We start from the raw sequence: 13,126 nt of genomic DNA on the forward strand, positions 1-13,126 counted from the left end.
TATGCCTTATCACGCTTTTTCCTCCCAAAACAAAGCCCAAGCTAATGATTATATACGGAATAACAGACCCCTGTTAAAGTTTCAATGAAACGATTACAAGGAGGATATCTGCATGTCGCAATCATCTTTTAAAAAAGAAAATATGGGTAGCCGGCTGTTTACTATTGTAAATACCACACTGCTTACACTCATTGCCCTAGCCTGTCTTTTACCCTTTGTCAATGTGTTTGCCAGTTCCTTTGCTTCAACACAGGAGGTAGTAGAAAAAAGCTTCATCCTGTTCCCGACGACATTCTCTTTGGATGCTTACCGTTATATACTGTCAACGCCTACTATTTTTAAAGGGCTTGGCGTATCCATCGGTGTAACCTTAGTGGGTACAGTTGTCAGTATGGTTCTTACCTCTTTAATGGCTTATGGATTATCTAGAAAATATCTATACGGAAGAGATTTCATCAATTTCGTAATCGTGTTCTCCATGCTCTTCAGCGGGGGAATGATCCCTACTTTCCTGGTAGTTAAATATTTCGGATTAATCGATTCCTACTGGTCCATGATCATGCCTGTTGCGATCAATGCTTTTAACCTGATCATTATGCGTAACTTCTTCCAGGCGCTGCCGGAAGGGCTAGAGGAATCAGCCAAGATTGACGGCTCTAATGATTTTGGTGTATTTTTCAAAATCATGCTTCCGCTGGCGATGCCATCTATCGCGACCCTCTCCTTGTTCTACGGGGTAGCTTACTGGAACACTTATATGAGTGCAATTTTATATATGACAGACTCCACTAAGTGGCCTATTCAAGTCCTGCTGCGCCAAATTGTTATCGTCGCCAGCGGGATGCAGGGAGATAATGCTTCTGTTGATATTATCCCACCTGCTCAAACCATCAAAATGGCGGTTATCGTAGTCGCAACCGTTCCAATGCTGCTCGCCTATCCTTTCGTACAAAAACACTTCACCAAAGGAGCCCTGCTGGGTTCTGTAAAAGGCTAAAACATTGCAGCTGCACAAACAGCCAGCCCCGGTCTCCCGGGGCTGGCTGTTTGTGTTCAGCGCCTTACTTCTCCTGTTTCTGGGTTCGGTATGCACCTGGTGTTACATGTTCTTTTTTACGGAAGGATCGAATAAAGTTCTGCGGATTATGGTACTGCAGCCTTTCAGCAATCTCTTTAATGGTCATATCCGTTTCCACCAGCCACTTCTTAGCCATTTCCAGACGATAGTTCATTAGATACTCGCTAAACGTCATCCCGTACTCTTTTTTGAAAATACTGCTTAAATAGTTCGGACTGTAATGGAGGCGATCACCAATTAATTCTAGCGTTAAGTCCTGATCAAATTCCGAGCGGACAATCACCGCAATTTTATCGGATAAGAGGCGGAACTGACGGTCTGTCTTCTCCTTAACGCTGGTCACCATCGGATGGATAACTTCTTTGACCAAAATGCGTTCGATCTCTTCCGGATTACGGATGTCTAACAATCGGTGATACAACGTAGAATTGTCCTCTGTCAGCAGAACCTCTACACCCAGCAGCTGCTCCAGCTGAATCAGATTGTTGACGAAACGTATTAATGTGACTTCGAAATTCAAAGGGTTCTTACTGTGCTTCATCATTTCCCCGAGTAATGGATACAGAGAACAGGAGACTTGTTCTTCATCTCCAATCCGAATCGCGTCAAATAACTGGGACTCAAACTCAGACGGATAATGCAGTAGAACTGGACCCGAGATCACCTTCGATATATCCTCATAGAAGATGATAGACTCTTTGCCCAGATTTAAACGATGATGCAGCGCCTGCTTACTCATCTCGCAAGCTTCCCTACTAAACAATAAATTATCATAAAAATTGCTGATTCCAACGCTAATGGATAGTTTCAGGATTTCTCTAGCTGTTCGAATAATTGTCTTGGCATAGTCCAGTGCTATTCTCCGGTTCTCCTGTTCATTCGCTCCCTCAAAGATCAGGATAGTCGCTTGTGTACGGTCATTTAATAAGATAGGAATCATCCGCCTCTCCTGCGGAATCAGCTCTTCCACCAGTTTGTTAACCGCTACAAGCAGAAGATCCTTATCACTAGCCTGCCGTTCCCCATAGTTATCCAGCTGTATTAGCAGCGTTGCGTACACCGAATTCTGTGACAGCTCATAACCGAAACGAGGCAAACCCAGATTAAGCTCTTCTTGGGATATCCGGCTACGAAACAGATTTAGAATAAACTGAGTTTCCAACTTAGGCATCTCAGACTCAATCAGACCCTCTAGGCTTTCTTTCTCCGATAAGATGGTATCAATCGAATTAATAATCCAGTCTACCTCATTCTTAGGCTCTAGCTCCGCATTGGCAGGCAATAATCGGCGCTGAATCTGCCGGAATGGCTTGGTGAAATACAAAGAGATCACATAAGCGACTACCGCAATCAACAACGTAATAAGCAGTACCATCATCACAATCCCGAATCGGGTTGTCTTTAGTGCATCAGAAATTTCTGATTTATCCAAAATAGTTACGTAAATCCAATTATTATAAGAAGATTTAGCATAAATAGCTTTTATCGATTGGTGATCAGCCCGCTCCATGGCAATCGTCCCCAATTGCCCCCCGCCTCCGGCAACATTAGTGATATGGCTAAGTTGATTATTAGTCAGCAGGGACTTTCCAGTTTCCGACTCATATAAAAGCTCACCCTCCCGGTTAAGAATAAACACCGGTGTGTTTCCTTCGGTCTGAAGGGTGCTCTGCAAGGTCTGAAGGGATATATCAGATAAGGCAATCGCCTGTTTGGTCTGTGAGAATACCGGCAGGGTATTTACAAAGCGGATACCCTTATCCGTCTTAACCCAAAACAACCCCCGGCTACGGTTATTAATATAGCTCTCATAAAGTGTCCTGCTCTCTTCTTCCGTTAAATGTGAAAGCTTACCATTGGAAATCTGCCATTTCTGCTCCAAACTGATTAGAGAATAATTAACAAAATCCATCCCCATGCTGGCAATGTAGTTAAGCTGGGAATTAATCTCGCGATACTTTTCAAAATCCTGCTCGGTGATCGGATTTTGCACGACCTCCCTGAAGGAACTGGTGGTACTGTAAGTATTAAAAGCGTATTCAATGGTCTGAATTTTCTGTTCCAGGGTGTTTTTAATTTGAGTAATTAAACTCTGTTTATCATCCGCTACTCTTTCATTTACCGAATTAATCGTCGTCAGATAAATATAGCCACCGAAGCTAATAACCAGGCCAATTCCCAGCACCAGAATAGGAACAAAAATCTTGTAGAATATCCTGCCTCTTTTCATGATAGACTCCTTAAGCATGTAATTATTTTCAATTATAGCGCTTCCAATAGGTTAAACCAAATGTTTTAAATGTGTATAATCGCAACCCTATTTTTATAAAAAATAGAAAACAAAAAAACAAGGCAAAAAGCGCTTCATCAAGCCCAGTGCTCAATGAAGGTTTTTTGCCTTATATTATAATGCCTTTATTCACTATCCTTATATTTCAATCTCTTCCGTTGAATCCGAAAGACCGCCACTCTGCACGCCATTATTATTGGCTACCGCAAGAACATATACTTTATATTTAACACCTTTAACAATTAATGCACCATTAACATCTCTTCTCGAGGCTACAATTGTAGGATTCGTTCCGTTAGGCGTTATCGACGTATAATACGAGGATTTCACCTCAATTGCTTCCGCTGAACCAAAACCTTGTTTAGACGGAACCACCAGAATTCGATATTCCGAAATGTTAGACTCGTTAGAGGAACGGTTGAAACTTACTAGTATTTTACCCTCATCCACACTGTACGTTACATTGGTGACAGAGGTTACCGGCAGCTTAGTGGATAAAGTTATGGCATTCGACTCTGAGGACAACACATTAGTGCCTGAGTACTTGCCGCTGCCAATCGTTAACACATACACTCTGTAACTGATTCCACTCTTTATTAAATTTCCGTTTACGTCTCTGGCTGAAGAATCCAAGACTTGACTGGTGTTATTTCCTGAAGTGCCTACCGCTGTGTAATTGGAGCTAGAAACCGCATTTGCCTGGGTTAAACTAAAGCTGCTGTAATAGGAAGTAGGTACAATCAGGATTCGATACTGGCTAATGTACGTTTCATCTGTGGCATGGTTAAAGGATACTTTTAAATCCCGGCCGTCTTCGTAATCATTAACGTCCCTTACATCCAAGCTCGAAATAGGAGCCAATTTGTAATCTACATTCAACGTAATTAAAGGTGAACCAGAAGAAAGAACATTGCTGCCCGAGTAATTCCCGCTTCCGACGGTTAAAACATATACTCTGTAATTGATTCCACTCTTTATCAGGTTACCGCGCACGTCCCTTGATGACGAGGTTAACACTTGATTGGTGCTGGATCCTGTTGTGCTCACTGCTGTGTAGTTGGAACTGTACACATTATTGGCGTCAGATAAACTGAAGCTGCTGTAATAGGAAGTAGGTACAACCAGGATGCGATACTGGCTAATATACGTTTCATTCGTAGCGTGGTCAAAGGATACTCTTAAATCCCGGCCATCATCATAGTCATTTACGTCGCTCACATCCAAATTGTAGACAGCACTCACATTGTAGTCGACAGCCAACGTAATTAATGTTGAATCCGTTGAGAGAATGTTGGTGCCCAAATTCTTCCCGCTTCCAATCGTTAACACATACACTCTGTAAGGTGTTCCATTCTTAATCAAATTACCACGCACGTCTCTTGCTGACGAGGCTAACACTTGACTGGTGCTAGATCCTGTTGTGCTCACTGTTGTGTAGTAAGAGCTGGAGACATTATTCGCCTCAGATAAACTAAAGTTGTTGGAATAAGCTGTAGGCACAACTAGAATTCGGTACTGGCTAATATACGTTTCATCTGTAGCGTGGTTAAAGGATACTTTTAAATCCCGGCCATCTCCAAAGTCACTAACGTCGCTTACACTTAAATTAGAGACATTGACCGAGGACAGCGTAATCGCAGATGAAGCAGCAGACAATAAATTATTGGCTGTATTACTGCCACTATCTACACCCATAACAAACACACGGTAACCAACTCCCGTCTTAATGAGGGCTCCATCCACATCCCTCGCTCCTGACGATAGGATCTGAGTGATATTGGAGCCTGTTTTGTTGACCTGTGTGTAATTTGAACTGCTAACAGCATTTGCTGCCGCCAAATTAAAAGAAGAATAATTAGTAGCTTTGACTACAAATATCCGGTAAGAACTCACCTTGGATTCATCCGATACCTTATTAAAACTTACGGCTAAATCGCGGCCATCACTATAATCGCTCACATCACTTACTTGTACATTACTTGGAGCAACGACTACAGTATTAGTATTAAGCGATATAGTCGAAGAACTATACGAGAGAGCGCTGGTATTATTGCCTTTGCCCACTGCGAAAACATAAGCTACATAGGTTTGATTACCTTTAATGAGGTCACCATCCACATCCCTTGAATTTGCGGTCATTCTAATCGTAGGATTAGTGCCTGTAGCTAAAACAGTAGAATAATTGGCGGATGTAACCTTTTGTGCAGATGAGATATTAAAAGTGCTCCAAGCCTTTACAATCATTACCCGGTAATGATCCACAAGAGCTTCATTAGAAGATTGGGTGAAGCTGACCTGGAGATCACGGCCGTCACCGTTATCACTTACATCCTTTAACTGCACATTCGATGCCGGATTTACAGTTCCAGTTTTACCGCCGGAAGTCGTTATGGTCACTACTTTGGTGCTCGGATTCCAACCCACATCATGACCCAATGACTCACTTACAAACCGTGTAGGAACCATCGTTCTTCCTTTCAAATTCTGTCCCGGCACATCTAGAGTTACAGCTTTATTGTTAATCGTGGCTGTCTTTGAGCCAATCTTTAACATAATCGTTGTATCATCTTTAGTTGCAGTTACAGTTTGTGTTTTCTGATTCCACTTGATGGTGGCATTAAAGGCTTCAAAGATTGCCCGTAGGGGTACCATCGTCCGTCCATTTACCATCACCGGTGCTTGATCTGTGGACAATCGAACCCCGTCAATAAAAATACTGATGGGCGCAGTAGCAGCTTTCACTGAAGATTGAAACATCATCGGCAAAACTAATAAGCCCACTAAAATAGAAATCCATAACTTCTTCACAGATTCACCCTCCTGGAATGACGAATACATTTTTTTCCTAACCTTTTGACGCTCACACTAGGATAAAAGTTTCACGCTTTATGGTTACAATATTTTAATCTGGAACCCGTTCCTTCGATCCGCCACAAACCACTCTGTAAAAAGAAAAAGAAAGCGCAGTGTGCGCTCTCTCCTTTGTGTTATTCGCTGATACTTTTATCCACATTTTTCTTCGGAATTCCATCCAATCCGTACTCCCAATCATAAGCATCAAAAATCTTTCTCGCTACAGGTGCTGCACTGCTAGATCCAAATCCGCCTTCAGGAATAACTACAGCTACAGCAAGCTTTGGATTTTCACGTGGTGCAAAAGCTATAAATACTCCGTTATCACGGTTTATGTTTTTACTATCCGTCTGTTGTGAAGTCCCTGTTTTACGTGCAAAATCATAGGGGAAATCACCGAAGGCACCTTTAACGTCACTGTTCATCCCTTTCTTTATTTCCCGCCAATAGGATTTATCGAAAGTAGTCACTTCATCAAGCACTTCCCGTTTGAATTCTTTGATAACTTTACCTTTGGAGTCCGTGATCTTGCTTACTAGCTGTGGTTTGATTCGTTGCCCTTCATTGGCTAGTGTAGCCGCATATTGCGCCAACTGAAGAACGGTATAACGTCCCTGCTGCCCAAAAGAAGCATAAACAAGTGCCGACTGAACTGAACCCGCTTTAGCTTCAGCTTTATAATTCAGATCACCCAAGTATTCCCTTGGTAAACCTATCCCTGTTGGCACACCTAGACCGAATTCTTTCATATATGTGTCCCATACCCCAATGCCCTTAGACTTGTATTTGTCATACAATTTTTTCCCGATCATATCAACCATATATACGTTTGAAGATTTTTCAATGGCTGTATAAGGATACAAAGAGCCGTATACATGATTGGATGAGTTCCTTACATTAGTCTCATGTCCTTCTCTACCAAATGAGGTGATCCCTTTATCTTGATAAGTAGAAGAAGTACTTATAAAGCCCTCTTTTAAGCCAATTAACACACTCAATGGTTTTATGGTCGAACCGAGCAGCACGGTGGATTCAAAATTATGCCCTGATCTTCCTGATGAGTATGGAGTTATCGTTCCATTTTGGTAATGCTTTTCAATTTTTTTATACACCTCTGGAGAGATCGAACCCGTAGCCCAGCTGTTGGTATCATAGTCAGGCATACTTGCCATAGCAATAACATTACCTGTATCCACTTCCATGGCTACAGCGTAACCTGTTAAAGCATCAGGATGTGTTTCTCCCTGAACGGTGTGTGAATGCAACCACTGAATCTGATCTTTAATGGCTTCTTCGGTCTTCAGCTGAATTTTTTTATTAAGGGTAGTCCAGATAGTGCTTCCTTTGACCGGGGGTTCAATACTGACAATTTTTTCCGCCATATTCTGCGGATCTACGGAAACTTCCTTATAACCATTCTGTCCCCGAAGCTCCTTCTGGTATTGCAGCTCCAAGCCATCAAAGCCTACTAGCTCATCCTCTTTATAGTTAAGTCCAGGGTTCTGATTATTTTTCATCGCCTGAAGTACATCCTTATAAAGATCTAAGCTAGTAGAGGATTTAAAAAATTTCACGTAGCCAACAGCTTGTACAGCCACCGTATCGGTATCATAATGCCTGCTGCTTTCCTCTATCACTTCAAGGTTTGGATATTCGTTTTTGTGTTCTAAAAAATAAGCGATTTCTTTCTTAGTTAAACCTGATTTAATTCTTCGCGCTACATAACCAGAGAGTTTTTTTGAATATAAATCCATAGACTCAAGGATCTCTTCTGTGGTTAGTTTTTTCTCATTAGGATCACCATAAGTTTCGAAGGCTTCTGCTAACTTGCTGGCGAGCGCCTTTGATTTATTATTTGCCTCAGCAGTTAAGGTAACTTTTTTCGTAGTTTTATCTGTTTTTGTTGCGGTATATTCCTTATCCAAAGTAAGGTACAAAGATTGAACGGGCGTTGAGTATGCCAATTTCTCACCATCAGCAGCGAGGATATTCCCTCTCAATGCCGATAATGCCACTATTTTCGTATCCCGATTAGCCTCAGCTTCAGATAACGTAGGTCCTTCGACAAATTGCAAGACCGCAAGGCGTAGGATAATCACACAAAAAATAATAAAAGTGCTAAAGAAAAAAATGTTGATTCTTAATTCGCCAGAGTTGTTAATAGTTTTGCTGTCGTCTTGTACACCTTTTCTGTCGAAGAGCCTCACATAATCCCACTCCTTATTTCCAAAATTCTACAGCATAAGATTAAAGTATAAACTAGCAAATGGAAATATACAAAATTAAGAATAATAGTTAAATAATTGTTCACAAATCGATAATATCCAATTAAAAAAGCAGCTTTCCCCGGTATGGGAGAATCGCTGCTTTTTGTTTATGGGCGTTGGTGGCCTGCACCAATAAATTGTCATCATTCGTTGAGGCCTACGGACTCAGATGACGTTATATGCGCATTTTTAGCCTTTGGAGCTTGGTTTCGGACTCCAATGACGTTATTTCATAGGAAGAAGGGCAAATCGGGTGCTTTTCATGCCAATAGCGACTATGCGGTCCGTTGTCACTTCAAATGCGAAATAAAGCTGCGTTTAAGGTCATCTGTGTCCGATAGCTGTAGCGTAAGGAAGGGGAATTTTAAACAGATGAAACGATGTTTGAGGCGTTCTTGATGGAGCAAGCTCTAATTAATCAGGGGGTGCCCAGCAGCCATTTTACGGCTGATGGGGCACCCCCTGATTTTTTCTTATAACAAAATCTACACTTTTCTAACCTGTGACCGGTACATTAAAAACAAGAAATACGGAGCCCCAATCAGCATAATAATAAGGCCTGAAGGGATTTCTTTCGGCGCCATTATGGTTCTTCCGAGCGTATCGGCAATAACGAGCATCAAGCCGCCAAGTAATCCTGACAAAACAATCGAGCGTCTCGTATGATGACCAATCATCATACGCACCGCATGCGGCGCCATGAGTCCGAGAAAGCCAATTGTTCCCACACTTGCAACGGCTCCCGCGGCAAGCAAAACGCCGATAATCATAGCCCAAAGCCGCGTTCCTCGAACCGGCAAGCCCAATCCTGTTGAACTCTCGTCACCAAATGCCAACAAATCGCATTTTCGGCCCAAATAGTATGCAATCGGAACAAGTACAAGCAGGAATACAAATAGGATGTAAAATTGATTCCAGCTTCGTCCATAAGTCGAACCCGTTAACCAAATTAAGGAGCTACTGCTCCATAAACTTCCTTTGACGATCATGACCTGGATTCCCGCAGAGGCAATAGCAGAGACTGCGATTCCAAGCAAGATCAGAACCGATGGATTCAAGGACCTGCGCCAGGCCATAAAAAAGACAAAAGCTGCAGCCAGTGCCCCACCCACGATTGCGGCAAGCGGAACTGCAAATACCGTCAATGCTGGCCAAACGGTCATTACGGCCAAAGCACCAAAGCCAGCCCCTGAGGTCACACCAATAATAGAGGCATCTGCCAGTGGATTTCGAACAGCACTCTGAATCAATACACCACTGATTGCAAGTGCGATCCCTCCTGCAGCCGCTACGAGTGTACGGGGAAGCCGTAAATTCAGCAGGACGGAATAGGATTGATCCCCCCTATGGAACAGACTGCTTAGCAATTCGCTGATCGGTATTTTTGTTCCCCCAAATGATAAGCTTACCAGGATAATAGCAATCAGCAGCACAGTCATAACTATAGCCGTCGGCACAAAGCGCAGACGCAGTCCCGCCCCACCGATACTCATCGATGATTGGCCAGCGCCTGAGCCCGATATATTTTTCATCTTGGTGAGTACCAGCCAAATGAGCCACGGGGCTCCAATAATCGCCATAACTGCACCAACAGGCATTTCTCCCACACTGCTTCGCACTACACGCGCTAGCGTATCCGCTGCCGTGATGAGCAAGGCTCCCCACAACGCGCTTGCAGGAATGAGCAGGCGATGCTTGCGAATTCCACTAAGCCGGACAAGATGGGGAGCCACTAAGCCGACGAAGCCAATCGGGCCGACCACGCTGACTACAACCGCAGCCATTAATACCGATAGGCCAAGCCCCGTCGCCCGAATTAACCCTACTCGCTGTCCAAGTGAACGGGCCGTTGACTCATCGAGCTCCAGCGCATCAAATTGTCTGCCGGCAAATATCGCTGCCAATAGCAGCACTACGACAAAAGGCCAGGCATATATAACACCGTCCCAATCCAACTGGATTAGGGAACCTGAACCCCATAAAAACAGATTTTGTGTTTCTGTTCTTTTAAAAATATGTATGGCCGATGTAAACGCTCCGAGCACCATGGAGACGATCATACCTGACAAAGCCAGCCGAACAGGTGTGGCCGCCTTGCCTCCACTCAATAAATAAGCGGCTAAAGCAGCAAGCAGTCCCCCTGCAACTGCCAACAAAAATGGAAACTCATGCTGCAAAGCAGGAAAAGCTACCATACCAAGCACGACCATAAAGTATGCCCCGGCATTAATCCCAAGTGTATCTGAGGAAGCAAGCGGGTTCTTCGTTATAGTTTGCAATAATGCCCCAGCCACAGCCAGAGCAGCCCCGGCCAGCAGACCAATAACTGTACGTGGCATGCGGATATCCCAGAGCAGATTATGTTCAATTATATCTTGGCGATTCAGCAAGCCATCTATTACAGTAGCTGCAGGGATCTTGGCTTCCCCAAAGCCCAAACTTAAAACGAACAGAATGAAGAGGACGGCAAAGCCGCCCCCAAATATTCCAATGATCCGCCAGTTCATGCCGATAGAGGCTTCTTTGCTACTCTTTTCGTTCATAACCGCACTCATTTCGTTAATGTATTTACAACTTCATCCACGATAACTTTGGAGGAGATCGGACCGCCGAACACCCAAGTAGTACTGCTCAATCCGAAGGTGCGATTCTCTTTCACAAAGTTAAGGCCATTCCAAACGGAATTATCCTTCAGTTCTTTCGTGAAAATATTATCATCCTCTTGGACGATATAGATCAGATTTGTATCCTGAACCGCAGGCAATGCTTCAACTGTAGAGGTGCTGAATCCGTAAACTTCGAAATTTTCAGGTTTCCAGTCGTTTTTCAGACCGATCCGATCCAAAGTTTGTACCGCAAGTGAATTATCTGTAAAAAGACGCATCGTTGCTGCATTCTGGTAGCTGTATGCTTGTGTCAGTACATAGTTCAAGCCTTCTTTGCCTGCATCAGCCAGCTTTGCCTTTGCATCTGCATAATGTGCATCCAAATCAGCAAGAACCTTATCGGCTTCTGCTGTTTTACCTACTGCCGCTGCAATCGTTTTGAAAGTATCTTCCATCAGCGTGTACTGATTACCTTCTCCTTCATTCGGATACAAGCCGAAAATCAGTGTTGGAGCGATACTTTTAAGTTGATCATAAATTCCTTCATGCCCACCCGTATTGGCAATAATCAGATCAGGCTTTAATGAAGCAATTGTCTCCAGATCTGGCTCGTCACGGGAACCAACATCAGTCACGTTTGCATCAAGTGGTGCTTCAGAAGTCACATACAGCTTATAGTTTTCGTTATCTGCGTTACCTACTGGCTGCACTCCCAGTGCAATAACATCCTCCGTAAAGGTCCATTCCAATACCACAACTCTTTGCGCAGGTTTGTCCAGCGTAATCTCACCTTTAGAATCCTTTAAAACAATAGGACCGCTTGTAGATTCACTGCCCGCGTTTTCAGCAGCTGGTTTATCAGTTGCTCCCGCGTTCGATGTTGAATTGTTCTTTTGGTTAGTACCACAGCCTGATACGACCAATATGATAGCAACAACCATAAATAAACTAATTAACTTTTTGTGCATTTACTTTATCCCCCTGGATTCAACGTTCGAAGTTTATTCTATGATAACAGTTATCAATCTATTGATAATGATTATCACAGAAAACATATTAGTAATCTTATACGCGATTCTCCCGAAAGTCAAAGTTAAAATTTAAGGCTTAACCGTCCCTACTCCATGATCTGGTTTGTAATTCTTTCAATGTGTATGGTCAGATACAGCATTTCATCATTTGTTAACTCCCGATTATATGTTTTATCAATATAGATTTTAATTTTCTCAACGCTTGCGAAAGCTTCCTTATACTGCTGCTTTACCAAAATAAATAAGCCATTCTCATTATCAGGAGGTGGAGTACCGTTGATGAGACGTTGTGCAAAAAATTTCAAATGAGTGATAAAACGGTAATAAGCAAGGGACTCCTCGTCGTACTCTAGCCTGAAATGGCGCTTCACGATATTTAGGATGTCGTTCATAATCTTGGTGATATTCACCATGTTAGGCATCTCTTCATTTAGTTCAGCATTCACCAGATGGAGAGCAATATGTCCAGCCTCATCTTCGGGAAGTCTGACTCCGAGCTTGGAATGTATGATTTGAAGCGCAGCTTTCCCAACCTCATATTCTTCTTTATAGAATCTTTTGATTTCCCAAAGCATGGCGTTTTTAATCTTCATCCCTTTTGAGAATCTCTCCAGCGCAAAACTGATATGATCTGTCAGACTAACATAAATACTGTCATCCAGCATTTTACCGAGCTGCAGTTTGGCGAAGTTAATAATCTCTTCTGAGAGCTCCATGTGCTCGATTGGAATCTCGGAAAGCAGCGTTTTTAGCTTATCTGAAAGTTTTTGATTACTTAAAGTGAATATCTTTTCAATTTTATCTTCTTCTAAAAAGTCTCCACGTTTTTTCTTAAAGGCCAGTCCTCTTCCCATAACTACTAGTTCAAAATTTTGGTCATCTATGACAGTAACAACATTGTTGTTTAACACTTTTTCGATCCGCATATTACAGCTCCTTACCTTTTCATCTTACGAAGCTAGCACTTTTTTATAGTATTCTATAATAAAAAATCGATCTCT

Annotated in this window: 7 protein-coding genes; 1 reads left to right on the top strand and 6 read right to left on the bottom strand. The window is 42.7% G+C overall.

All coding sequences use genetic code 11. The features are described from left to right. Positions 1 to 112: 112 nt before the first annotated feature. Positions 113 to 997: a carbohydrate ABC transporter permease gene (locus tag MKY14_RS17330; protein WP_076130456.1), complete on the top strand. Its 885-nt coding sequence runs from the start codon at positions 113 to 115 to the stop codon at positions 995 to 997. Positions 998 to 1,061: 64 nt separating this feature from the next. Here the strand turns inward: MKY14_RS17330 and MKY14_RS17335 are convergent, their stop codons facing one another. The 6 genes from MKY14_RS17335 to licT all read right to left on the bottom strand — a co-directional run bounded on the left by MKY14_RS17335 (position 1,062) and on the right by licT (position 13,051). Beyond that, positions 1,062 to 3,308 carry an AraC family transcriptional regulator gene (locus MKY14_RS17335; protein ID WP_076130455.1) on the bottom strand — a complete coding sequence of 749 codons (2,247 nt, stop codon included), beginning with the start codon at positions 3,306 to 3,308 and terminating at the stop codon, positions 1,062 to 1,064. Between the two features lie 198 nt (positions 3,309 to 3,506). Continuing rightward, on the bottom strand, positions 3,507 to 6,176 hold the full coding sequence (locus MKY14_RS17340) for a copper amine oxidase N-terminal domain-containing protein (RefSeq protein WP_076310238.1): 2,670 nt from the start codon (positions 6,174 to 6,176) through the stop codon (positions 3,507 to 3,509). Between the two features lie 179 nt (positions 6,177 to 6,355). Beyond that, positions 6,356 to 8,428 (bottom strand): peptidoglycan D,D-transpeptidase FtsI family protein, encoded by a 2,073-nt coding sequence (locus MKY14_RS17345; RefSeq protein ID WP_340976970.1) that lies wholly within the window; start codon positions 8,426 to 8,428, stop codon positions 6,356 to 6,358. Positions 8,429 to 8,973: 545 nt separating this feature from the next. Then, positions 8,974 to 11,031 carry an iron ABC transporter permease gene (locus tag MKY14_RS17350; RefSeq protein ID WP_340976972.1) on the bottom strand — a complete coding sequence of 686 codons (2,058 nt, stop codon included), beginning with the start codon at positions 11,029 to 11,031 and terminating at the stop codon, positions 8,974 to 8,976. An 8-nt stretch (positions 11,032 to 11,039) separates the two neighbouring features. Continuing rightward, a complete protein-coding gene (locus MKY14_RS17355) occupies positions 11,040 to 12,062 on the bottom strand; it encodes an ABC transporter substrate-binding protein (protein ID WP_076277177.1) in 1,023 nt (340 codons plus the stop codon). 149 nt (positions 12,063 to 12,211) lie between these two features. Beyond that, positions 12,212 to 13,051: a BglG family transcription antiterminator LicT gene (licT, locus tag MKY14_RS17360; RefSeq protein ID WP_036685434.1), complete on the bottom strand. Its 840-nt coding sequence runs from the start codon at positions 13,049 to 13,051 to the stop codon at positions 12,212 to 12,214. Positions 13,052 to 13,126 lie beyond the last annotated feature (75 nt).

This window comes from Paenibacillus sp. FSL R5-0887 (assembly GCF_038002305.1).
Classification (GTDB): Bacteria; Bacillota; Bacilli; order Paenibacillales; family Paenibacillaceae; genus Paenibacillus_AQ; species Paenibacillus_AQ odorifer.

What these genes read in the sequence shown, in the direction of transcription:
- MKY14_RS17355 (WP_076277177.1), bottom strand. Translation starts at nt 12,062, where the DNA reads ATGCACAAAAAGTTAATTAGTTTATTTATGGTTGTTGCTATCATATTG.
- licT (WP_036685434.1), bottom strand. Translation starts at nt 13,051, where the DNA reads ATGCGGATCGAAAAAGTGTTAAACAACAATGTTGTTACTGTCATAGAT.
- MKY14_RS17330 (WP_076130456.1), top strand. Translation starts at nt 113, where the DNA reads ATGTCGCAATCATCTTTTAAAAAAGAAAATATGGGTAGCCGGCTGTTT.
- MKY14_RS17350 (WP_340976972.1), bottom strand. Translation starts at nt 11,031, where the DNA reads ATGAACGAAAAGAGTAGCAAAGAAGCCTCTATCGGCATGAACTGGCGG.
- MKY14_RS17335 (WP_076130455.1), bottom strand. Translation starts at nt 3,308, where the DNA reads ATGAAAAGAGGCAGGATATTCTACAAGATTTTTGTTCCTATTCTGGTG.